Origin of the sequence: Winogradskyella aurantia (assembly GCF_002266855.1) — a bacterium.
Taxonomy (GTDB): domain Bacteria; phylum Bacteroidota; class Bacteroidia; order Flavobacteriales; family Flavobacteriaceae; genus Winogradskyella; species Winogradskyella aurantia.
Window position 1 is genome coordinate 209,123 of sequence record NZ_NGJN01000003.1, and the last position, 24,196, is coordinate 233,318.

General features: G+C 37.4%; 25 protein-coding genes. 19 read left to right on the top strand and 6 right to left on the bottom strand.

The features are described 5' to 3' along the window. Nucleotides 1–44: 44 nt before the first annotated feature. The 7 genes from CA834_RS06765 to CA834_RS06795 are packed head-to-tail and all read left to right on the top strand — an operon-like array spanning nt 45 to nt 7,359. Nucleotides 45–248: a membrane or secreted protein gene (locus tag CA834_RS06765; protein ID WP_094967929.1), complete on the top strand. Its 204-nt coding sequence runs from the start codon at nt 45–47 to the stop codon at nt 246–248. A 6-nt stretch (nt 249–254) separates the two neighbouring features. Beyond that, a complete protein-coding gene (locus CA834_RS06770; RefSeq protein WP_094967930.1) occupies nt 255–1,367 on the top strand; it encodes a glycosyltransferase in 1,113 nt (370 codons plus the stop codon). After that, a complete protein-coding gene (locus tag CA834_RS06775) occupies nt 1,358–1,903 on the top strand; it encodes an RNA polymerase sigma factor (RefSeq protein ID WP_094967931.1) in 546 nt (181 codons plus the stop codon). Before CA834_RS06770 ends, CA834_RS06775 begins: the two co-directional genes overlap by 10 nt. Next, on the top strand, nt 1,903–3,147 hold the full coding sequence (locus tag CA834_RS06780) for an Nramp family divalent metal transporter (RefSeq protein ID WP_206186857.1): 1,245 nt from the start codon (nt 1,903–1,905) through the stop codon (nt 3,145–3,147). Before CA834_RS06775 ends, CA834_RS06780 begins: the two co-directional genes overlap by 1 nt. Nucleotides 3,148–3,199: 52 nt before the next feature. After that, entirely contained in the window at nt 3,200–4,072 is an 873-nt protein-coding gene (gene lipA, locus CA834_RS06785) for a lipoyl synthase (RefSeq protein WP_094967933.1), read from the top strand. Next, entirely contained in the window at nt 4,072–5,088 is a 1,017-nt protein-coding gene (gene gap, locus CA834_RS06790) for a type I glyceraldehyde-3-phosphate dehydrogenase (RefSeq protein ID WP_094967934.1), read from the top strand. The genes lipA and gap overlap by 1 nt, the downstream gene beginning before the upstream one ends. Nucleotides 5,089–5,118: 30 nt before the next feature. Further along, nucleotides 5,119–7,359, top strand: a complete 2,241-nt coding sequence (locus CA834_RS06795; RefSeq protein WP_240507501.1) for an ATP-binding protein — start codon at nt 5,119–5,121, stop codon at nt 7,357–7,359. Here the strand turns inward: CA834_RS06795 and lpxK are convergent. Continuing rightward, complete coding sequence (lpxK, locus tag CA834_RS06800; protein ID WP_094967936.1) at nt 7,352–8,350, bottom strand: tetraacyldisaccharide 4'-kinase; 999 nt, start codon at nt 8,348–8,350, stop codon at nt 7,352–7,354. The genes CA834_RS06795 and lpxK overlap by 8 nt on opposite strands. Before the next feature lie 40 nt (nt 8,351–8,390). Here lpxK and CA834_RS06805 point away from each other — a divergent pair, with 40 nt between their 5' ends. The 3 genes from CA834_RS06805 (at nt 8,391) to msrA (ending at nt 11,053) form a co-directional block, all read left to right on the top strand. After that, nucleotides 8,391–9,485 (top strand): Nif3-like dinuclear metal center hexameric protein, encoded by a 1,095-nt coding sequence (locus CA834_RS06805; RefSeq protein WP_094967937.1) that lies wholly within the window; start codon nt 8,391–8,393, stop codon nt 9,483–9,485. A 2-nt stretch (nt 9,486–9,487) separates the two neighbouring features. Next, nucleotides 9,488–10,273 (top strand): zinc ribbon domain-containing protein, encoded by a 786-nt coding sequence (locus CA834_RS06810; RefSeq protein WP_094967938.1) that lies wholly within the window; start codon nt 9,488–9,490, stop codon nt 10,271–10,273. 117 nt (nt 10,274–10,390) lie between these two features. Beyond that, on the top strand, nt 10,391–11,053 hold the full coding sequence (gene msrA, locus CA834_RS06815; RefSeq protein ID WP_094967939.1) for a peptide-methionine (S)-S-oxide reductase MsrA: 663 nt from the start codon (nt 10,391–10,393) through the stop codon (nt 11,051–11,053). A 28-nt stretch (nt 11,054–11,081) separates the two neighbouring features. Here msrA and CA834_RS06820 read toward each other — a convergent pair whose 3' ends face one another. Next, nucleotides 11,082–11,885 (bottom strand): class I SAM-dependent methyltransferase, encoded by an 804-nt coding sequence (locus CA834_RS06820; protein ID WP_094967940.1) that lies wholly within the window; start codon nt 11,883–11,885, stop codon nt 11,082–11,084. A gap of 38 nt (nt 11,886–11,923) precedes the next feature. Here CA834_RS06820 and CA834_RS06825 point away from each other — a divergent pair, with 38 nt between their 5' ends. Then, nucleotides 11,924–12,607, top strand: a complete 684-nt coding sequence (locus CA834_RS06825; RefSeq protein WP_094968160.1) for a hypothetical protein — start codon at nt 11,924–11,926, stop codon at nt 12,605–12,607. A gap of 70 nt (nt 12,608–12,677) precedes the next feature. On the opposite strand, the gene CA834_RS06830 is transcribed toward CA834_RS06825, so the two are convergent. Beyond that, entirely contained in the window at nt 12,678–13,097 is a 420-nt protein-coding gene (locus tag CA834_RS06830) for a (4Fe-4S)-binding protein (protein ID WP_094967941.1), read from the bottom strand. A gap of 118 nt (nt 13,098–13,215) precedes the next feature. Here CA834_RS06830 and kynU point away from each other — a divergent pair, with 118 nt between their 5' ends. The 8 genes from kynU to CA834_RS06870 all read left to right on the top strand — a co-directional run bounded on the left by kynU (nt 13,216) and on the right by CA834_RS06870 (nt 20,957). Further along, entirely contained in the window at nt 13,216–14,490 is a 1,275-nt protein-coding gene (gene kynU / locus CA834_RS06835) for a kynureninase (protein ID WP_094968161.1), read from the top strand. Then, the gene (locus CA834_RS06840; protein WP_094967942.1) at nt 14,480–15,880 is read left to right on the top strand and encodes an FAD-dependent oxidoreductase; all 1,401 of its coding nucleotides are present in this window, start codon (nt 14,480–14,482) and stop codon (nt 15,878–15,880) included. Before kynU ends, CA834_RS06840 begins: the two co-directional genes overlap by 11 nt. Before the next feature lie 5 nt (nt 15,881–15,885). Then, complete coding sequence (locus CA834_RS06845; protein ID WP_094967943.1) at nt 15,886–16,290, top strand: RidA family protein; 405 nt, start codon at nt 15,886–15,888, stop codon at nt 16,288–16,290. A gap of 1 nt (nt 16,291) precedes the next feature. Then, nucleotides 16,292–17,731, top strand: coding sequence for an aldehyde dehydrogenase (locus CA834_RS06850; RefSeq protein WP_094968162.1), 1,440 nt, complete (start codon nt 16,292–16,294; stop codon nt 17,729–17,731). Between the two features lie 116 nt (nt 17,732–17,847). After that, nucleotides 17,848–18,618 (top strand): SDR family oxidoreductase, encoded by a 771-nt coding sequence (locus tag CA834_RS06855; protein WP_094967944.1) that lies wholly within the window; start codon nt 17,848–17,850, stop codon nt 18,616–18,618. A gap of 35 nt (nt 18,619–18,653) precedes the next feature. Continuing rightward, nucleotides 18,654–19,187, top strand: coding sequence for a 3-hydroxyanthranilate 3,4-dioxygenase (locus CA834_RS06860; RefSeq protein WP_094967945.1), 534 nt, complete (start codon nt 18,654–18,656; stop codon nt 19,185–19,187). Between the two features lie 37 nt (nt 19,188–19,224). Further along, a complete protein-coding gene (locus CA834_RS06865; RefSeq protein WP_094967946.1) occupies nt 19,225–20,310 on the top strand; it encodes an amidohydrolase family protein in 1,086 nt (361 codons plus the stop codon). Beyond that, the gene (locus CA834_RS06870) at nt 20,310–20,957 is read left to right on the top strand and encodes an O-methyltransferase (protein ID WP_094967947.1); all 648 of its coding nucleotides are present in this window, start codon (nt 20,310–20,312) and stop codon (nt 20,955–20,957) included. Before CA834_RS06865 ends, CA834_RS06870 begins: the two co-directional genes overlap by 1 nt. Here the strand turns inward: CA834_RS06870 and CA834_RS06875 are convergent. From CA834_RS06875 to CA834_RS06885, 3 genes are all read right to left on the bottom strand, one after another. Further along, nucleotides 20,952–21,242, bottom strand: coding sequence for a Sec-independent protein translocase subunit TatA/TatB (locus CA834_RS06875; RefSeq protein WP_094967948.1), 291 nt, complete (start codon nt 21,240–21,242; stop codon nt 20,952–20,954). The two genes, CA834_RS06870 and CA834_RS06875, sit on opposite strands and share 6 nt — an antisense overlap. 76 nt (nt 21,243–21,318) lie before the next feature. Then, the gene (locus tag CA834_RS06880; RefSeq protein WP_094967949.1) at nt 21,319–23,625 is read right to left on the bottom strand and encodes a M1 family metallopeptidase; all 2,307 of its coding nucleotides are present in this window, start codon (nt 23,623–23,625) and stop codon (nt 21,319–21,321) included. Nucleotides 23,626–23,688: 63 nt separating this feature from the next. Continuing rightward, nucleotides 23,689–24,195 carry a DUF6702 family protein gene (locus CA834_RS06885; RefSeq protein WP_094967950.1) on the bottom strand — a complete coding sequence of 169 codons (507 nt, stop codon included), beginning with the start codon at nt 24,193–24,195 and terminating at the stop codon, nt 23,689–23,691. Nucleotide 24,196 lies beyond the last annotated feature (1 nt).

Here is a 24,196-nt window from a genome sequence, read left to right on the forward strand (position 1 = left end):
AATAAAGTAAAAACCTTATCTTTGCACTAAATTAGGGATTTAAAATGAAACTAATACTACTAACTTTAGGATTGTTAGCCTTAGCAGTTGCTGGAATTACAATTAAAATTTGGGCCAAAAAAGACGGTGAATTTGCAGGAACCTGTGCCAGCCAAAATCCAATGTTAAACCAAGATGGTGAGGCATGTGGCTTTTGTGGTAAGTCTCCTGATCAGTTTAAAGATTGTAAAGAAACTCAACATTCTTAAATCTTAATGAGCTTTCCCTCAATACTACTCATTGCCTTTATAGCAATTGTGAGTATTCAAATTTTTTACTATTTCGCTTTCTTACTCAATTTTGGTTTAAAAAAACCTAATACGCCATCTCATGAGAGCCCGCCGTTATCCGTAATTATTTGTGCAAAAAATGAAGCGGAAAATCTGAGAGTCAATCTCCCCTTAATCCTTAACCAAGAATATCCAAATTTTGAAGTGGTTTTGGTAAATGACAGCTCCTCAGATGAAACGTTGGAAGTAATGGAAGCATTCGACAAATCGCACAAAAAGATAAAACTTGTGGATGTAAAGTCTAATGAGACCTTTTGGGGAAATAAAAAGTATGCCTTGACCTTGGCTATTAAAGCCTCAAAAAATGATTATTTAATCTTTACCGATGCCGATTGCCAACCTAACTCCAACCAATGGCTCAAACATATCAGTAGTCATTTTTCTAATGAAAAATCCATAGTTTTAGGTTACGGCGCCTATGCTAAAAAACACCTTTCATTTCTAAATAAACTTATTAGATATGAAACTGTAATGACGGCGTTGCAATACTTTTCTTACGCTAATGTAGGCCTGCCTTACATGGGAGTTGGACGAAATATGGCTTACAGAAAAGACCTTTTTTTCAACAATAACGGGTACTCTACTCACATCAATCTGCGTTCGGGTGATGATGACTTATTCATTAACGAAGTTGCCCACAAATCAAATACCGCAATTTGCTTTACTACTCCCAGTTTCACCATCTCAGAGCCCAAAACCAAGTTTAGTGATTGGATTCTGCAAAAAAGAAGACATATAAGTACTTCAAAACATTACAAACTCAAGCACAAGCTGCTCTTGGGTCTTTTCTTCTTTTCTCAGTTGCTATTTTGGGTCTTAGCGCCGCTCGCCTTGCTTTTTTCACCATATTGGCCATGGATTCTAGTTACAGTTATACTTAGGTTTGCAATTCAATTAACCTCCTTCGCCTTGGCGTCTAAAAAATTAGGGGAAATGAATTTGGTTTTTCTATCGCCACTATTAGAATTATTTTTAATTAGTACGCAATTGAGTATATTTATAGTTAACCTAATATCTAAACCTAAACATTGGAAGTAGAAGATGCCATTATAAGAGCCAAAGCAAATGACCAAATTGCATTCAATTTCTTATTAGACACCTTCTGGAACGACGTTTATGCATTTCAACTTAAACGTACACAAAATGAAAATGATGCAGAAGACATTACCATTCAAACATTTTCTAAAGCCTTTGACAAAATAGATACGTATGATGAGACCTATAAATTCAAAACCTGGCTTATCACCATTTCAAAAAATATCCACATTGACCTAATAAGAAAACAAAAAAAAACAATCAGAAACACCTCTAAGGACAACGATAAAAATTTCTTAGAGATTGTTGATGATTCTCCCTCCCCCGAAGACAAAATCATTACCGAACAAAATTTGGCAAAATTGCTTCGCGACATAAAAAAACTAAAACCACACTACCAAGAAGTCATCAACCTGAGGTATTTCCAAGAATTAAGTTATCGTGAAATATCAGAAGAACTTAAGGAGCCCATGAATAATGTGAAGATAAAATTATTGAGAGCCAAAAAGTTACTCGCTGAAATCATTACCGAAAAATAATGCTAGCTAAAATCAAACAGCTAGGACCTGGTCTATTATTTGCCGGAGCCGCAATTGGGGTATCGCATCTGGTACAATCTACACGAGCAGGTGCAGATTTTGGTTTGGGTTTATTATGGGCTTTACTGCTGGTAAATCTATTCAAGTATCCTTTTTTTCAGTTTGGCCCACGCTACGCTGCAGCCACAGGCGAAACCCTTCTAGAAGGCTATAATAGATTAGGTAAAGGAGTTCTTATCACCTTTTTTATCTTGAATTTAGCAACTATTTTCACCATTCAAGCAGCCGTTACAATTGTTACTGCAGGTCTAGCCAATTCTCTCTTTGGGGATATTAGCTTTTTAAATTTTGGCTTTAGCAACCTATCTAGCGTGGAACTTTGGACTATAATTTTATTAGTTGTTTGCCTACTTATTTTGTTTTTCGGCCGCTACAAAGCCTTAGATAAACTCATAAAAATCATTATACTCATCCTATCTCTAAGTACATTATTCGCGGTAATTTTTGCCTACAAGGCATTTAATTCACCTATTGCATTAAAACAAGTGCTACCGGAAAATGGTACTGAATTGGCATTCCTCATAGCCTTTATGGGATGGATGCCTGCACCCTTAGACATTTCAGTATGGCACTCTATTTGGGCCATCGAAAAAAGGAAAAGCGAAAAAGAATTTAATCCTAAAACAGCTCTGTTTGATTTTAATTTTGGCTTTGCCGGTGCCATCATACTTGGCATAGCTTTTTTGTGCCTTGGCTATTTTGTAATGTTTAACTCTGGTGAAACCTTCAGCAATCAAGCAGGCGTCTTTTCAAATCAACTTATTAATATTTACACCAATAGTTTAGGAAACTGGTCCTACGCCATAATAGGAATTGCAGCGTTTACAGCCATGTTTAGTACTACCATCACAACCTTGGACGCTTCTCCAAGGGCTATGACCAAAAGTCTTGAATTGTTAACAAATAAAGCTATTTCACAGGGGTATGTTATATGGATTTTAATTTTAGCCATTGGAACCATAGTAATTTTCCTCGCTTTCGCTTCTGAAATGGGAATACTTATTCAAATTGCGACAGTACTATCGTTTATAACGGCACCGTTTTATGCCATAATTAACTTTAAGCTCATCACCAGTAAACACACACCCAAAGCGTGGAGACCTAATTTGATTTTGCGCTTGTTGTCCTGGTTAGGTATAGCGTTTTTACTTGGTTTTAGTTTTTGGTACCTAAGTATTCTTTAAACAGGTTTTCCTAAATTAGTTTGTATCTTTGTTAACTGAAAGGGAAAATTACATGGAAACAACGGTTACGTCTAACATTTTACCAGAACGCAAGCCTAAATGGCTCAGGGTAAAATTACCTACAGGAAAAAAATACACAGAACTCAGAAGTCTTGTTGATAAATACAAACTAAATACCATTTGTACCTCAGGAAGCTGTCCAAATATGGGAGAATGCTGGGGGGAGGGTACAGCTACGTTTATGATATTAGGTAATGTTTGTACGCGGTCTTGTGGATTTTGTGGTGTAAAGACCGGTCGGCCTGAAACTGTAGATTGGGATGAACCTGAAAAAGTTGCGCGTTCAATAAAAATCATGCAAATAAAGCACGCCGTTCTCACAAGTGTTGACAGGGATGACCTTAAAGACATGGGCAGTATTATGTGGGCTGAAACAGTAAAAGCAGTAAGACGCATGAATCCCGAAATAACACTCGAGACACTTATCCCAGATTTTCAAGGAATTGAAAGACATATTGATAGGATTGTAGAAGTTGCACCAGAAGTTGTCTCACATAATATAGAAACGGTACGTCGCTTAACGAGAGAAGTGAGGATACAAGCAAAATATGACCGAAGTATGGGTGTGCTTAAATACCTCAAACAACAAGGTCAGCGGAGAACTAAATCTGGAATCATGCTAGGCTTAGGCGAAGCGAGAGAAGAGGTTATTGAAACGCTACATGATCTCCGCGAAAATGAAGTGGATGTGGTTACTATTGGGCAATACCTGCAACCTACAAAAAAACATCTACCAGTTAAACGATTTATAAATCCAGATGAATTTGAAGAATATAAGGAAATAGGTTTAGACTTAGGCTTTAGGCATGTTGAAAGCAGCGCCCTTGTAAGGTCGTCTTACAAAGCCCAAAAGCACATTAACTGATGATAACCATTGCCATCAATGGATTTGGTAGAATTGGCAGGCGTTTATTTAGACTTGCACTACAGCACCCAAATATTCAAGTTGTCGCCATTAACGATTTAGCAGACACAAAAACCTTATCTCACTTACTTAAGTACGATAGCATTCATGGTGTACTCGACAACAAGGTTAGCCATGACGATGAGCATATCATCGTTGACGATGACAAATTTCCTTTATCTAACCATTCACATCCAAAAACCATAGATTGGTCGGTTACAACACCCGACTTTGTTGTAGAATCTTCAGGAAAATTTAAATCTAAAAAGGATTTAGATTACCATATACAAAACGGTGCTAAACAAGTTATTTTATCTGTCCCACCAACTAATGACGATATTAAACTAGTCGTACTTGGCGTAAATGATGCGGATTTGGAGGGTACGGAACCGATACTGTCTAATGCATCATGTACTACTAATAATGCGGCACCAATGATTGATATCATCAATCGCAATTTTGGCATCAAGCAAGCCTATATTACAACAATACATTCTTATACAACAGACCAAAGCCTTCATGATCAGCCGCATAAGGATTTACGCCGTGCTCGTGCTGCTGGACAATCCATTGTGCCCACTACAACGGGTGCGGCAAAAGCACTCACCAAAATCTTCCCTGACTTATCTGAAGTTATTGGGGGCTGTGGTATTCGTGTACCTATACCTAACGGTTCCTTAACCGATATTACCATAAACCTTAAGGAAGAAACAACCATCGACGCTGTAAATGCACTTTTCAAGAAAGAGGCTCAAACTAGGCTATTGGGAATACTAGAATACACAGAAGACCCCATTGTTTCCATAGATATTGTTGGTAATCCACACTCTTGTATTTTTGACGCCCAAATGACCTCTGTTATTGGAAATATGTTGAAAATTGTTGGTTGGTACGACAATGAAACGGGTTATAGTTCAAGAATTTTAGATTTAATTTGCAATTTATCGGAGAAAACATCACTTTTGTCGAATAAATAATTATATTTGTTTTACTAACAGTGAGCTGAAATGTCCCAAATCAAATATTCCATATTTGTCTTTTTAGCATGTGTTTTCAGTATTTCCATGGCTCAAATTAATGGTACTGAGGATGTTGACTTATTGTCAATGCGTCTTAAAAACAACATCGAACAAGCTAAATTGGAAAGTGATCGTGGTGATTATTACAATGCAAAGGACAACCTGAACAAGGCCTTAGAGATAGCGAAAGAAATAGAGGATAATGAGAGTATTGGTATCATTTACACTAAAATAGCTAAGCTACAGTTTCTGCTGGGAGAGCAAGATAATGCCAACATCTCTTTAAAAAATGCCATGCTCCTTCAGCGTGCCAATAGCGATTATGCCAATCTTGCCATAACATACAATATCCAAGGGGTAATACTAAGCACAAACAAGGAATATAAGGACGCTCTAGATTACTTTAACTCTGCTAAAACCTTATTTGAACAGGAAAATTTAGAAGAGTATATCTCCGAAGTCACCTTAAACGAAGCAAAGGCTTACATAGCCTGCAATCAATATGAGGAAGCCAAATCCCAGCTCGAAAAAACTATAATTTTAGCGAAAAAGTACGACCAAAGGCGCAGACTGAGCAGTGCTCTTATCGCAGCTGGAAAGGTGTCTAGCGCCTTGAATAATTATGACACGGCATTGGCACAAGCTAATGAGGGCTTATCATTGGCACAAACATACAACTTACCGGAAATTATCAATGAAGCCTATTTGGTCTTAAGCGAAATTCATGAGCAAAGGGGTGAATATCAAAGTTCATATAGGTATATAAAAAAGCATATTCATCTTTCAGATTCATTATTAAATATTGAAAGAGAAAATTTAGCACAAGGTATTACAGGTAAATATATTAATGAGTATAAAGACGCCCAAAACGCCCAGCTAAAGGCTCAAATTGATGAAGTAAGTGCAGAAAGTAATTTTACAAGAATCACTACCATTCTTAGTATAGCCCTAATTACTATTTTATCCCTGTTGACTTTATCGCTTTACAAGAACAATAACATTAGGTTGAAAACCAACAATATGCTTCATAAAAAGAATGATGAGCTTATTGTTGCCAAGGAGAAGGCAGAGTTGGCCTCTAAGACGAAGGCTAATTTCCTTTCTACGGTGACCCATGAATTGCGTACACCGTTATATGCAGTTACAGGTCTGACAAATATGCTATTGGATGAAGACCCCAAAAAGAGTCAAATACCTCATCTAAAATCCTTGAAATTTTCTGGAGATTATCTTTTGACCTTTATTAATGATATACTTCAAATCAATAAAATTGAAGCAAACAAAGTTGAACTAGATCCCGAAAAATTTAACCTTAAAGAAAAAATTCAAAATGTAATTTCGGCCTTGAGTAACTCCGCTAAGGATAATGGCACAACATTACATTTTGACTATGAAGAAAGCCTTCCAGAAACGTTTGTTGGCGATCAACTCAAAATATCCCAAATCTTAATAAACCTTCTCGGCAATGCCATTAAATTCACTAAAGATGGAGACATCTGGATAAAAACTTACAAAATTGAACAAAAAGACAATTTGTATAATTTACGATTTGAAATTGAGGACAATGGCATTGGAATAACAAAAGAAAAGCAAGATTCTATGTTTGAGAGTTTCTCTCAAGGCTCCGTGCAAATCAACAGAAGATATGGCGGTACAGGTCTAGGCTTGTCCATTGTAAAAGGACTTGTTCAAATCCTTAAAGGAAAAGTTTACTTGAAAAGTGAACTTGGCAAAGGCACGACGTTTTTCTTTGAAATTCCTTTAGAATATACCGAGGATGTTGAAGAACCTAAAAAAGCAGAACCTAAACACACTAATAAAATGGAAGATTTGGATTTAAGTGACATCAAAATTCTTATTGTTGAAGACAACAAAATCAACCAAATGATTACTAAGAAAATCTTGAACAAAATGGGACTTTTTTGTGATGTTGTTGACAATGGCGAAGAAGCTGTTGAACAAGTTAAAAATGAAGACTACAATGTTGTGCTCATGGATATCCACATGCCTGGAATTAGTGGCCTAGAAGCAACCAAAATCATAAGAACCTTTGATAAGGAATTGACAATTTTTGCACTAACCGCAGTTACCTTAGAGGATAAAATGCATGAATTCGGCGAAGCCGGGTTTAACGATATTATTTCCAAGCCATTCAAGCAAGAAGATTTTGAAAAGAAACTTTATGCCGCCTTAACAGGAGAAAAAATAATTTCGAGTTTCTTTAGTTAACATAAGATAGTATCAATTTTTCAAAATCGTCACCCCTATCGAGCTCCAATCGAATAGGAAGATAAAAAAGTTTCTCCTTTAAGGGTTTCGCTTCAGACAACCTCACAAAGTCTTTCTCTGTAGTAATAACAAGTTCTTTTTCAGATAACATCTTTATATCCGTAGGCTTAAAATTGTAATGGTCGGGATATTCAATATGGTCAAATGAGAGGCCTATTTCACTTAAATAAGCCACCAACGGCTTTGCGTTTGCAATTCCAGTGACCAATGTAAATGAGGGTAAGGATGCGACTTTCAATTTATTCTTTTTCGAATACACCGTATCGTCATAATGAATGTGACTAAAAAATACGGATTGGTGAGACTTTACACATAATTTACTAGTAATCTCATTCTTTTTCTCATCTGCCAAATGCCTAGGACATTTAGTAACAACAATAATATCAGCCCTTTTAGAGCCTGACCTTGGTTCTCTTAAATTTCCTGTCGGCAACACTATATCCTTAAAATATGGCTTATCATATGACGTAAGTAATAGGGTTAATCCCGCCTTTACACGTCTATGCTGATAGGCGTCATCCAACAATATCACTTCTGGAACATGTTTTAGCTCTTGCAACTTCTTAATACCATTTTTCCGATCTGCGTCAACAGCGACTATGAGATTTTCAAATTTGTTATGGAATTGATAGGGTTCATCTCCTATCGAGTTAGCCGATGCACTAGCATCCGCTAACACAAATCCCTCTGTTTTTCGTTTGTAACCCCTACTGAGTGTAGCGACCCTCTTTTTATCCATAAGTAAACGGACTAAAAACTCAATCATGGGTGTTTTTCCAGTACCTCCAGTGCTTAAATTTCCTACGCAGATTATGCGTAATTCAAAGGATTCTGACCTCAACACGCCTAGATCATAAAAATAATTTCTTAACCAAGTCACCAGATAGTAAACAGGAACCAAAGGAAACAATATGATTCTAATGAATTTCATTGCCACTAAAATATACTATTTTTGATACAAATTAATACTTATGATTGTACAAGACGTAATTAATCACTTGCACGATTTAGCGCCTCTGGCCTATGCTGAAGATTTTGATAACGTAGGCTTGTTGGTTGGAAATAAAAATCAGGATGTAAGTGGTATTTTGGTGACCTTAGATACGCTTGAAGATGTCATAGACGAGGCTATTGAGTCTAAGTGCAACCTTATTGTAAGCTTTCATCCCATAATTTTTAGCGGCCTTAAAAAACTTACAGGCAAAACCTACGTAGAACGGGTTGTCTTAAAAGCTATTGAAAACAAAATTGCCATTTTCGCTATCCATACCGCATTAGACAATGCTTATCAAGGTGTTAACTCGATTATTTGCGACCGACTAGAACTTAAAAATAAGCGCATATTAATTCCACAAACCAACACCATTAAGAAATTACAAACCTATGTTCCTAAAGCCCATTCCCAAGAATTGCGAGAAGCCCTTTTTAATGCAGGAGCGGGTAATATTGGAAACTATGAATCTTGTAGTTTTAATGTTGAAGGCAAGGGAACATTCAAGGGTAATCAAGACTCTAACCCTGCATTTGGAAACAAGGGACAACTGCATACAGAACAAGAAACCGCCATATCCGTAACCTTTAAAAAGCATATTGAGTCAAAAGTCCTAAACGCCTTATTTGAAACCCATCCATATGAAGAAGTCGCTTATGAAATAAGCACCCTTGATAACACTAACCAACACATTGGTATGGGTATGATTGGTGAACTTAACTCTCCTTTAGACCCTTTGGTTTGTCTAGATTACATAAAAGCAAAAATGAACACCGAATGTATAAGGCACTCCAAGGTATTGAAAAAACCTATTAAACGCATTGCCGTTCTTGGTGGCTCGGGTAGCTTTGCAATAAGTGCGGCTAAGGCAGCAGGTGCAGAGCTTTTCGTTACTGCAGATCTTAAATATCACGACTTTTTCTCAGCAGAACATGATATAATTTTAGCTGATATAGGCCATTACGAAAGTGAGCAGTTCACAAAAACCTTTTTAGTAGATTATCTCTCGAAAAAAATTACTAATTTTGCAATCATTTTATCAAAGACAAATACAAATCCGATAAAGTATTTATAATTATGGCAAAAAAAGCTGAAGTTTCTGTCGAAGAACGATTGAGAGCACTTTATGATTTACAACTAATTGACTCTAGAGTAGACGAAATAAGAAATATCAGAGGTGAGCTTCCTTTAGAAGTAAGAGATTTAGAAGACGAGGTTGAAGGCCTGACCAAACGGATAGAAAAGCTAAATGATAGCCTCGCTATCATTGATGACGAGATTAAGGGAAAGAAGAACTTAATTGAAGAAGCAAAGACTTTAATTAAAAAATATAGCGAGCAACAAAAGAATGTTAGAAATAACAGAGAGTATAATTCCTTAACCAAGGAAGTTGAATTTCAGGAACTCGAAATTCAATTGGCTGAAAAGCATATCAAGGAATTTAAGGTACAAATAGAGCAAAAGAAAGAGGTTATCGCTGAAACTAAAGATAGGTTGAAAGAGCGCACATCACATCTTAAGCATAAAAAAGGTGAGCTCAATGAAATTCTTAAGGAAACTGAGAAGGAAGAGGAAGCCTTATTGAATAAGTCGGAAGAGTTTCAAAAGAAAATCGAAGAGCGTCTAGTAAATGCCTATAATAGAATTAGAAACAATGTGAAAAACGGTTTGGCAGTTGTACCAATTGAGCGCGGCGCTTCGGGAGGTTCATTTTTTACCATCCCACCGCAAGTTCAAGTAGAAATCGCATCAAGAAAAAAGGTGATTACCGATGAGCATAGTGGACGTATCTTGGTGGATGCTGCTTTAGCAGAAGAAGAAAAGGAAAAAATGGATAAGTTATTCGCTAAATTGAGTAAATAATCCATCTAGAAAATACATTAAGGCCTCAGCAAATGCTGAGGCTTTTTTATTTAATATAATTTTAAAACTATTAGGCTTAAGGATTTGTAATTTTATCTCCTTTAATAAAAATGTACTATGAAAAATATACTATCCATTCTTATAATAACGCTTTGTTTTAGTTGCCATAACCAAGCACAAATAAACCCAAAGCAACAAGCTGTAATAAATGCCGAACCTGTTGTTGTTCCAATGGAAGACGGAAAAGCCCGAGCCTATTTTGCCAGTGGCTGTTTTTGGTGTGTCGAAGCTATTTATGAAAGTGTAAAAGGTGTTGAGGAGGTCATCAGCGGTTACTCTGGAGGCTTTACAGAAAACCCAACCTATGAGGCTAGCAATACTGGCAAAACCGGCCACGCGGAGGCAGTGGAAGTTATATATAACCCCAATGAAGTAAGCTTCTCCACTTTAGTGGATGTTTATTTTGGCTCCCAAGACCCGACCCAAGTGAATGGTCAAGGACCTGATCGAGGGTCGCAGTATCGCTCCATTATATTTTACCAAAACGATGAGCAAAAGAGAATAATACAAGCTAAAAAAGAAGCTCTTGCTAAAAAGTTAGATGCAAAGATTGCTGCTGAAGTTTATCCTTTTCAAAAATTTTGGAAAGCTGAAGATTACCATCAAAATTACGAACGATTGCATCCAAACCAGGGCTACATAAGAAACGTATCGATTCCTCGTTTAAACAGATTTAAAGCAAAGTTTCCAGAACTCTTGAAGGATGATCAAAAGCACTAAATAAACCACTTGCGGATTTCAGGCTTTTTTATGATATTTTAGTTGCTTTAATTTCAAACAACATAGGAAAAAGCTGTTCCTTCATTTTGTACATTCCAGATTTGGTTTTCTCTAATCCTGGGAATACATCATAAGGACTTTCATCGTATTCATTTAAATAATTTATCTTCAAGCCAGCCTCTATCAGTGCATTTACAACCTCACTTAACCCATGATTCCAGCCGTATTCTTTGCTTTTCATTTTTGAAGTTTTATTCGCATACGTACCCTGATACTCAGAATAGATGACCTCTTCTTGACTATAATGGTATTTCATTTCTGGCCTTCCGCTATCGTAATCAAACATCCAAAGAATAGGATGGAATTCCACCATGTAGAAAAAGCCACCAGGATGAAGTCGTTCCGCAATCATCTTCGCCCAAGGTTTTAAATCAGGTATCCAACCTATAACACCGTAACTTGTAAAAACAATATCAAAGCTTTGTTCTATGTGTTTTGATACATCCAAAACGTTACAACATACAAATTGAGCATCTAGACCTAAGGTGTTATTGAGTTGTTTTGCAAGCTTTATGCCTTCTTCGCTGAAATCAATACCCACAGCTTTGGCCCCCATCCTACTCCAACTCAAGGTATCCTGACCAAAATGACACTGCAAATGCAATAAAGACATTCCATTTACCGGTCCGATAGCCTTTAACTCGTATGGCATTAAGGACGATTTTCCTGACATGAAAGCTTCGAGTGCATACATTTCGCTTTGCGCATGTAAAGGAACCTTCTTATTCCATGTTTCTTTATTAACCTTAAAATAATTAGTCTTGTATGGCATCGTTCCGTAATTTTGCTCAAAATATGAAAAATCCTAAAATGAAAACTATTTATACATTTCTTATTGGGCTACTGTTAATTACATCTTGTAAATCGGATAAAACAGAATCAACAAACAGTGTTGATACCAAAGAATTGACAATTGCCGAAAAAATTGCCAATGCGCATGGTTATGATAATTGGAAAAACGTTACAAAGATTAGCTTTACTTTTAAAGTCGATCGAGATTCGGTAAAAGGTAAAGGCAGGTCATGGACATGGAATCCTAAGGAAGATAGGGTTACGTTGACTACAGAAACTCAGTCTTTTGACTATATAAGGAGCCAAATGGACAGTACACATATTGCTGCGGACAGAGCATTCATAAACGACAAGTTCTGGTTGTTGGTTCCATTTCAATTGGTTTGGGATAGTTCCGCAACAATCAATAACCCTTTAGAATCAGAAGCTCCAATCAGTAAAATGAAAATGAACAAAATAACCATTAGCTATCCAACTAACGGTGGTGGGTATACACCAGGAGATGCCTATGATATTTATTTTAATCAGGACTATATAATAAAAGAGTGGACCTACAGAAAAGGTAATTCCGATACGCCAACCTTATCCACAACGTTTGAAAACTATAAGGATTTCAATGGTATTAAGATAGCGATTGACCATAAACGGCCCAACAGCAGCTGGAATTTAAATTTCAGTAATGTGAATGTCACTGTGGACTAGAGTATCTGATGATGATTTCCTACAAATTGTTATCCATAGTCCAAATAAAAGTACTAAACACTGAACATCCTTATCCTTTAAAAGCTTCCTTAACGTGAGCACCGTCACAATAAGGTTTGTTGTGCGAGGCACCACAACGGCAAAAAGCCGTGGTTTTACTCTTAGTTTCTTCCGTTCCGTCTCGGTGGGTTACTTTTAAAGTGCCATACACTAATAAAGGTCCATTCTCCAAAACCTCAACTTTTGTTTCCATAGACTCAGCAGTTTTATCTTTTTCGTTATTCATATAATAGCCCAATGCGCCACTTGGACATTGTTTAACTTGTTTTACCAAGGCGCTGGTAGACGCTGCGTCAATCTTAATCCAAGGTTTTTCCTTAGGTTGAAAAACCTCCGGTAAACCATTGACACAAATAGCGGAATGTATACACTTTTCCGGCTCCCAAGTAATGGTAGCCTCACCATTGGAATACTCTTTTTGTTTTCCCATTATTGATTCTTTTTTCTTAAATATACGAATTTATAGTGGACTTTTTTGTCAAAACAAAGCCTTTAAACCCTCATTTTAAATCGTTATTTTTGTTTCACATCTTATAAATCGATTGGAATTGATTACTTACAAAACAGGTTTAGATTTTGCTGTGCTACAAGATCGAGAAGACCCCTTATCGCATTACAGGTCAAAATTTCATATACCAAAGCACAGCGACGGAACAGACACCATTTATTTCTGTGGAAATTCTTTAGGTCTACAACCAAAATCAACCCAATCTTATATAGACCAAGAACTAAAGGACTGGGCTGAACTCGGGGTTGAAGGACACGTGCACGGTACAAACCCTTGGTTATCCTACCATGAGCTGCTTACAGATAATATGGCCCAGATTGTTGGAGCAAAACCTATTGAAGTGGTGGTGATGAATACCTTAACCACTAATTTACACCTTATGATGGTGTCATTTTATAAACCGACCAAAACCCGTTATAAGATTCTGATTGAAGCAGATGCTTTTCCCTCTGATAAATATGCGGTGGAATCCCAGTTGAGACATCATGGATATGATGATAAGGAAGGTCTTTTATTATGGCATTCTAGGGTTGGTGAAGAATTAGCGCGCTATGAGGATTTAGAAAACATCATAAAAAACCATGGGCATGAAATAGCTTTGGTAATGATAGGTGGTGTTAACTACTATACAGGTCAGTTTTTTGACCTTAACCGCATAACAACATTAGGCCATGACCATGGCTGTATCGTTGGTTTTGATTGTGCACATGGTGCGGGAAATGTTAAGCTTAATTTACATCAATCCGGTGCTGATTTTGCTATTTGGTGTACCTACAAATACCTTAATTCCGGGCCTGGAAGTCTAAGTGGTGTTTTTGTTCATGAACGCCATGCGTATGACAACAAACTGAATCGCTTTACGGGTTGGTGGAGCCATAATAAAGAAACCCGTTTTAAGATGCGAGATGATTTTGATTTACTACCCGGTGCCGAAGGTTGGCAATTGAGCAATCCTCCGATTCTTTCCATGGCTGCCATAAAAGCCTCCTTAGATATGTTTGGTGAGGCTGGGATGGATAATCTCATTACTAAATCTCGAAAATTAACGGGTTACTTTGAATTTCTTCTGAACGAACTCAAAAACGACAATATAAAAATCATTACACCTTCCCAACCAGGTGAACGTGGTTGTCAATTATCCATACAGGTTAAAAATGCTAATAAAAATCTGCATCAAAAACTTACAGAAGCTGGAATAATAAGTGATTGGCGCGAACCAGACGTCATTAGATGTGCTCCTGTACCTCTGTACAATTCCTTTAAAGATGTTTATACTATGGTAGAACGGTTAAAAATTATTCTAAATGCTCAATAAACAACAAAATATACTTATCATAGGTGCAGGATTATGTGGCAGCCTTTTAGCTCTGCGATTGGCCCAGCGCGGCTACAATGTAACTGTCTATGAAATGCGGCCCGATTTAAGAAAGACTGATATTTCTGCTGGTCGCTCTATTAATCTAGCTTTCTCTGACCGTGGCAATAAAGGTATAAAACTCGTGGGTCTAGAAGATAAAGTAAGGCCGCTGTGTATACCTATGAACGGTAGAATGCTTCACGACAGAGATGGTAAAACGGTTTTATCCAATTACAGTGGTCGGGCGCACGAATATATCAATTCCATTTCTAGAGGAGGACTTAATGCCTTACTCTTGGACGAAGCAGAGAAACACAACAATGTCACCATTCATTTCAATAAAAAATGTAAGTCCGTTAATTTTGAAAAGACAACAGCCTATTTTATAGACACTTTAGACAGTACTGAATTTATTGAGGATGCCGATTGCATTATAGCCACTGATGGCGCAGGATCTGCCTTACGACAAAGCTATTTTCTGGAACGTAAGTTTCTGTTTAGTTTTTCTCAAGAGTGGCTTACCCACGGCTACAAGGAGTTATCTATATTACCAGAAAAAAACGGTGGTTATAAGACTTATAAAAATGCACTTCACATTTGGCCACGAGGTGACTTCATGGTCATAGCCCTACCAAATTTAGATGGTAGTTTTACCGTAACCTTGTTTTTAAGTTATGATGAGGGCGAATACAATTTTAATAATCTGACGACACCTGAAATCGTCATCGAATTCTTTCAGAAAGAATTTCCTGATGCTCTGGAACTAATGCCAAATTTGGTAGAGGATTTCTTCGAAAACCCCACAGCACCCCTAGGTACCGTAAAATGTTCACCCTGGCATTATAAAGGTAATACCTTGTTAATGGGGGATTCGGCACACGCTATTGTACCTTTTTATGGTCAAGGCATGAATGCCTCTTTTGAAGATGTCGTAGAATTTGATGCCGTTTTAGATACACATGAAGGTGATTGGGAAACTATTTTTACTGAATACGAAAAGCGTCGTAAAAAAGATACAGATGCCATCGCTGACCTTGCCATAGATAATTTCCATGAAATGAAAGACCATGTAGGTCAGGCTATTTTTCAAGAAAAACGAAAAATTGAAATGGCTCTTGAGAAAGAATTTCCAGAAGACTATGCCTCAAAATATAGTTTAGTCACCTTCAATGAGCATATTGGTTATCGCGAAGCCATGCTAAGAGGACGAGCACAAGATAAAGCCATATTGAATATGCTATCGGATGGAGTTATTTCTGCAGATGATAACATTAAGGATATTTTAGTCAAAGTAAAAACCGAAACCAAAGCAATTTTAGAAGACGATAAAATTGCAGGATTACACTAACTCATATGAATGATAAAATAGTTACACCAAGAGGAGCTTATCCACATGTTAAACAAGTAGGTGATTTCATTTTTGTCTCAGGCACTAGCTCACGAAGACCAGATAATAGCATTGCAGGGGTTGATATTATAGATAACATGGGTACAAAAAAACTCAATGCATATACCCAAACCAAAGAAGTCTTAAAAAACATAGAGAAAAACTTATCAAAACTTGGTGCAACACTCAAAGATGTCGTTGATGTCACCTCATTTTTAGTCAACATGAATGACTTTGCGGATTACAATAAAGCCTATGCAGAGTTCTTCGACAAAGAAACGGGACCAACACGCACAACGGTTGCTGTTCACCAATTACCACATCCAGATTTAGTAATTGAAATTAAGGTTATGGCGTATAAAAAATCCTAATTTGAAAATTACAAACTACATAAACGGTAATTTCCACAATCCAATTGAAGATAATTGGATAGACAACTACAATCCATCCGATGGTACAGTTTATGGACAAATACCCAATTCATCAAAGGAAGATGTTGAAAACGCCTATATCGCTGCAAAATCAACATTTCCAAGTTGGTCTCAAACTACCTTTGAGGAACGTAGCAGAATTCTAATAAAAATCTCTGAGCTACTAGAGGCCAATCTAGAGCGTTTTGCCGAAGCAGAAAGTAAAGACAACGGTAAACCGGTTTCTTTAGCTAAATCTGTTGACATTCCAAGAGCAGCTAGTAATTTTCGGTTTTTCGGCAATGCCATAACACAATTTACAAGTGAGAGTCATGAATCTGTTGGACAAGATGCTATTAACTACACTTTGAGGCAACCTATTGGTGTTGTGGGCTGTATTTCTCCTTGGAACCTTCCACTCTACCTATTTACATGGAAAATAGCACCAGCCATTGCAGCGGGGAATTGTGTAGTAGCAAAACCCAGTGAAGTCACACCAATGACAGCATATTTATTAGGAGAAATTTGTAATGAAGCTGGCCTACCAAAAGGGGTCTTAAATATTGTTCATGGCCTGGGCTCCACAACAGGTCAAGCCATTATCGAGCATCCAGACATCAAAGCCATTAGTTTTACAGGGGGCACGGCAACAGGAGCACATATTGCAAAAGTTGCCGCTCCTATGTTTAAAAAACTATCCTTAGAACTAGGGGGTAAAAACCCCAATATCATTTTCGCAGATTGTGATTATGAAGATATGCTCCAAACTACGGTTCGCTCGTCTTTTGCAAATCAAGGGCAGATTTGCCTGTGCGGAAGTCGAATTTTTGTAGAAGCTTCTATATACGACAAATTCAAAACCGATTTTGTAGCCAAGGTAAAAGGCCTTAAAGTTGGACATCCCTCTGATACAGACACCAATATTGGTGCTTTAGTATCGCAACAGCATCTTAACAAAGTCAAAGACTATATACAAATTGCCAAAGATGAAAACGCAACTGTGTTATGCGGTGGAAATGAAGTAATTGTAAAAGGTTTTGAGCATGGCTATTACTTAGAACCTACAGTTCTTGAAGTTCCAACTGATGACTGTCGCGTAAACCAAGAAGAAATTTTTGGTCCTGTGGTCACCGTCATGCCCTTTAATACTGAGAATGATGTATTACAAATGGCAAACAAAGTTAAATACGGCCTCTCAGCGACGCTTTGGACAAACGATTTAAAACGCACCATGCATATGAGCAATAAATTACAGGCCGGAATTGTTTGGGTGAACACTTGGATGCTACGCGATTTAAGAACCCCTTTTGGAGGTGTAAAAGATTCTGGTGTTGGTCGAGAAGGCGGTTTTGAAGCTTTACGTTTTTTTACGGAAGCTAAAAACGTGTGTATTAAATATTAAAGTAATGGATTATACTGAACTTGTTTCAGCATCTATAACATCAGAATATTAATTAACGTCATTCTAAATGAGATTAAGAATGATATAAAACAGATATCTGTTAAGCAGTACATATTATGGACTTAGAACTCAATAATAAAAATGCCTTGGTAGGCGGAAGCACTCAGGGCATTGGGAAAGCCACAGCTTTTGCTTTGGCAAAAGAAGGTGTGAACATAACGCTAATTGCTCGCAATGAAGATAAATTAAAAGAGGTTTTAACTGAACTGCCCAAAGATAGGAAACACGGTTATATAGTAGCTGACTTTAGCAACCCGGATAATCTTAAAAAACAGCTCGGTCATAAGGGCAATTTTCACATCCTTGTTAATAACACGGGTGGGCCAAAAAGTGGATTGATTCAATCCGCTGCACCTGAGGAATTCAGAAATGCGTTTAACATGCATGTAATTTGCAATCAAATACTGGTACAACATTCATTGGATTACATGAAATCTGAGGGTTTTGGTCGTATTATCAATATCATTTCTACTTCAGTTAAGGAACCTATTCCTGGCCTCGGGGTAAGTAATACCATAAGAAATGCTGTGGCTAATTGGGCCAAGACCCTGGCTGGCGAATTAGCGTCTTTTGGAATTACCGTGAACAATGTGCTGCCTGGATTCACTGATACTGCTAGGTTAGATCAAATCATAAAAATTAAAGCTGAGCGCGAGGGTACAACTCAGGCAGAAATGGCTGAGATTATGAAAGGTTATGTGCCCGCTAAACGTTTTGGGAAGGCCCAAGAATTAGCAGACGCTATAACATTTTTGGCAAGTGCAAAAGCCAGCTATATAAATGGAATTAATTTACCTGTTGATGGTGGACGAACAAAATCTTTGTAACTTTATAGTAATGATCAATACTAAAAATCAGTGTTATGCCTAAATTACATCCTCCAATAAACTTTAAAGCTTGGATTGAAGAAAATCGTCACTTATTAAAACCGCCTGTGGGGAATAAAGTGGTTTGGAAGGACGGCGATTTTATAGTCATGGTTGTTGGCGGACCAAATAGCCGTAAAGATTACCACTATAATGAAACACCAGAATTTTTTTACCAGATAGAAGGTGATATTGTTTTAAAAGTCATAGAAAATGGTGAACCTAAGGACATTCATATTAAAGAAGGTGACATTTTTCTATTGCCTCCAAAAGTTCCTCATTCCCCACAGCGCGGAGCTAATACTGTAGGATTAGTTATAGAATATCCTAGAGAAAAAGGAGTTAAGGATGCACTACTTTGGTTTTGCGAAAATTGTACCACCAAATTATATGAAGAGGACTTTACTTTAGAGAATATAGAAACGGATATGCCAGCTATTTTTGATAAATATTATGGTGACAAAAGTAAACGCAGGTGTCCAAATTGTGGTGAAGTAATGCAACCACCTCAAAAAGTGAAAGCAGACTAATTTAAAAAGAGCCTGAAACTATTTCAGGATGATGACAATGGGCAAACGTAAACTTAGAATTAATGGTCACTCCCACCTCCTTCCTTATCCTGAGGACATCCCTCAATTTATGGTTGAAAAGGGCATATTTTGGGTGGATAAGGACAGAAAATTTATGCTTCAAAAAGACTGGAATAGACCCATTACAGATTCTAGTTTTTTTCTTGAAGAAAAGTTAGAATGGATGGCTCATTTTAAGATTGACCATGCCGTAGTCCTTAATTTATCACAACTCTACGGCAATGGACTCCGACTCGAAGAAATGAAGCAGGCCTTACGATTTCAAAATGATTTTAATGCCAAAATTCAACGCGAAAATCCAAGTAAGTTTACCTGTGGATTTGTTGTGCATCCTGGCTTTGTTAGAGGAGCCTGTTGGGAAATTGAACGATGTGTTGAAGAACTAGGTATGCGCTTGTTGTGCCTACCCACCCACTATATGGACACCATAGGTACTTGGAGATGTATTTTTGATGAAGAAAATGAGCCGATTTTTGAACTGGCTAATAAATATAATTTAGCTGTGGAGATTCATCCCTATGACGGCGAAAAATTTATAAAACTACAAAATACATCCTGGCGATTTCATTTGATATGGATGCTAGCGCAATGTGCCGATGCATATCATTTTCTTACACTTCTTGGTTATTATGAAAAATACCCCAATATGCGTGTTTGTTTTGCGCATGGCGGTCAATTAGCACAAATCAATCTAGGTCGACGCATCCAAGGATTTGATGGGAGGCCCGATTTATTTGAAGGCATGAAACATCCACGAAAGGCTGTGGGTCATAAAAACATATTTTTTGACACCTTAGTGCACGATACCGGCTCCTTGGAACTGCTCATAAAAAATCAGACCTCATCTCAGGTCATAATGGGCCTAGATGACCCTTACCCTTTAGGAGAAATGGAAAGTGCGGTGCAATCGTCCTATCCTGGAAAGATTTTAGATCTAGCCGTTGAACGGGATATTATCACCGAGGCTGAAAAAGATGCCATTTGGGAAGATAATATTCTTCAGTGGCTTTGTGGGGATGATGAAGATGCCAAGTCCAAACTTGTGAAAAGAATACTCAGCTAATGCACTTCTTGCCAGAGCAACTTGATAATTACATTGTTTCACATTCTGAAGCAGAGCCTAAACTACTTCAACAATTAACCAGAGAGACTTATCAAAAGGTTTTACAACCTATTATGCTCAGCGGACCCTATCAAGGTCGGGTTTTGAGTATGATTTCTAAAATAGTAAGGCCAAAAACTATTCTAGAGCTCGGTACATTTACTGGTTATTCCACACTATGTTTGGCAGAAGGGCTTCAGAAGGACGGTACAATCGATACCGTAGACATAAATGAAGAGTTAGTGGATTTTCAGCGCAAGTACTTTAACCTGTCGGGTTATGGCTCTAAAATCACCCAACACGTCGGTAATGCCATTGATATTATACCCACTTTGAATAAGGGCTTCGACCTTATTTTTATTGACGCCGACAAACCTAATTATTGCCATTACTTTCATCTAGTTATAGATAAATTAAAACAAGGTGGCGTTCTTTTAAGTGATAATGTTCTTTGGCATGGAAAAGTAATTGAGCCCCTTGAAGAAAAAGACCTTTCAACAAAGGCTTTATTGGATTTCAACACACTACTAAGCACGGACAAGCGTCTGGAAACGGTTATGCTCCCTATTCGCGATGGTCTTACGCTAAGCAGAAAAAAAGAATTATAGTTTACGTTTTAAGGAACCCGTGAAGTCTTCAAGGTCGTCTTTGACCTTATTTATTTCATCTTGTATTTCTTTAGTCACCTCGTCAGAATCAATATTATTTTCATGAGCGCTTTTGGTAACTTCATGTTTTATATCGTTGGTGGCATCCCTTAATACGCGCATACCTTTGCCAAGACCTCTTGCTATGTCTGGAATTTTATCTGCACCAAAAACCAGTACCACAATAAATAGCACAAACAGTACTTCGGTACCTCCTATAAATAATATTGTTACTAGCTGTATCACGTTACAAATATAGAGCGACTTGGTTGATAAAAAAAGCCGACTTCAAAAAGTCGGCTAAATTTTATAGTCTACTCGTCTAATTTTTCATACTATTTTTGAATTTGTCAAACTCACTTTCTTGCACTTCTCTAGGCCAGGAATTATTAGAGGTATCTACATCTGCAGTTTCTAAATCCGGGTCTACGGTAATTCCAACTATTTCCTTATCACTAGCTATCGCTCTACTAACTTCTTTGTCATTTAAGCGCCAAATCTGAGCAGGATAGGTAATCTTTTCTCTAGTTCCATCTGCATATGCATACTCTACAATCAGGGGCATCACGAGGCCTCCTGGCTTATCGAAAGTCACTTGATAAAAATACTTTGGTGTCTTCTTAAAATCCTTTTGTTGTTCTGGAGAAAAATTATCCATAATATACTCCTTCACCGAAGGCAAGTCTTCAAGGTTTTCAGGTTGTTTAATGGCGTCCTCATAACCTTCTTCGCCTTCTGCCACAAAATAGACCATACTATTTGGGTCTATACCAAAACGCTTGTAACGTTCTGCCAAGCGTTTACCGTTTTCATTTGGTTTACTAGTTACAACATACTTCTTTACTTCCTTCACTCCAATATCCGTGTAATCCGTAGTGTAGAACCAGCCTCTCCAGAACCAATCTAAATCAACGGCCGAAGCATCCTCCATAGTTCTAAAAAAGTCTTCAGGAGTTGGGTGCTTGAATTTCCAACGATTAGCATATTCCTTAAAGGCATAGTCAAATAATTCACGACCCATTATGGTTTCTCTAAGAATATTGAGGCCAGTTGCAGGTTTTGAGTAGGCATTACTACCAAATTGATATGTATTTAATCCTTTGGTCATGATTGGTGCAATAAAATCTTGATCACCGCCCATATACCTAACAATATTTTTCGCTGGCCCTCGTCGTGAAGGATATTTTGTTTGTCCTTCGGATAGTGCGCTTGGATTCCACTCTCCAAAATCTTGCTCGGCAACATATTGCACGAAGGTATTTAATCCTTCGTCCATCCATGTCCACTGGCGCTCATCACTATTAATTATCATTGGAAACCAATTATGTCCCACTTCATGGATGATAACACCCATCATACCAAATTTTGTTCTGTCCGAATATGTACCATCAGGATTGGGACGACCAAAGTTATAGCATATCATAGGGTATTCCATACCCATTGGAGCGTGTACAGAAATAGCTTTGTGGTATGGGTAGTCAAATGTCATACGCGAGTACGATTTTAAAGTACTTGCCACTACTCGTGTTGACCATTGTTCCCATAACGGATTTCCTTCTTTTGAATATAATGACACGGCCATTACTTCTTTTGAATCCAGTTTTACAGCCATCATATCCCATAAAAACTTACGCGAGGTAGCAAAGCCAAAATCACGCACCATTTGTGCTGATAATTTCCATGTTTTCTTATCCTTACTCTTTGTTTTTTCAGTTTTTCTAGCCTCTTCCTCTGTTATAATCATCACAGGTTTATCATAAGATTTTTTAGCCTTATTGTAACGTTTCATCATTTCTTTGGTGAAAACCTCTTCCCTATTGGTTAAATATCCTGTACCGTCTAATATATGGTCTGCTGGAACAGTTATATTGACATCAAAGTTACCAAACGGAAGGGCGAACTCATCACGGCCCCAAAATTGGGAGTTTTGCCAACCTTCTACATCATTATAGACCGCCATTCTCGGATAAAATTGAGCCATAACGTAAATCCTGTTGTCATTTTCCTCAAAATATTCATATCCAGAACGTCCGCCATCCCGCACGTGATCGTTGATATTGTACCACCACTTTATTTTGAAAGAAAATTTATCTCCTGTTTTTAGTGGCTTTGGTAATTCAACACGCATCATAGTGCGGTTAATGATAAATGGTAAATCCTGATTATTCACATCCTTTACATATTCAATATTAAAACCGCCATCGAAACGTTCTTTGAGATAAGACCCTACAGCTCTTGAGGCAGAAGTAGCTGGACCGATATCAGTGCTATTAATTAAAGGTGTTTTACTGTCTCTAGCACGCATATTCTGGTCTAACTGCACCCAAAGATAGGTTAAGACATCTGGCGAGTTATTGGTATATGTTATGGTTTCATCACCATACAATCTGGCATTTTCGTCATCAATTTCAATATCCATTTTATAGTCTGCCTGTTGTTGATAATAGCCTGGACCAGGTGCTCCAGAACCTGTTCTAAACATATTAGGAGTGGCAAACTCATCGTACAATTGTTTGAATTTGTTTTGATTTGTGTGGCCTGGTTTGCGCTCTGGCTTAATTTCATTCTGGGCATAAGCACTAATGGAAACAAAAAGCAGGCTGTACAAAAGATATTGTAAAGTTTTCATGTATAAATTTTTATTAAAAAATGATGCCTAAAATAAGAGAATAATAGGAGCCTCTCTCGTATTTTAATCAAAGTTTAACATGCATTTATCATTGTCTGGTACAAGAAGAAAACTCTTGTTCTTGCCGTAGGCTTTGACTCTCAATATATTTTGCTGACTATCAAAAACATCGAAGAGGATTCTATTGGTGACGGTGATAAATTTTAATTTAGATACGTTTTCAATTTCAAGGTAACAGTAAACAATATCATCCTTATACGATCTACCCAAAAAATTGAACTTGACATCATTACCATTAATGTTGAAAATAAGTTTTTCAGACAAATAACGATTCATATAAGTTTCCACAATTTCGGGTTCGTCCTTAGTAGTTAAAATTATACCGTCATCGTAACGCTGTTGGAGTACTTTTTCAAAATCATCTATAAAAATCTGGCTTATAATTTGAACCGACTGTTCATCCTCTACATATTCAATAGTTGTGACACTGACATAATATTCATGTAAGTCATTTGTAGCGGTTATTAATGGAACTATTAGGGTTATTAGGGCTATTTGTATTGCTTTCATC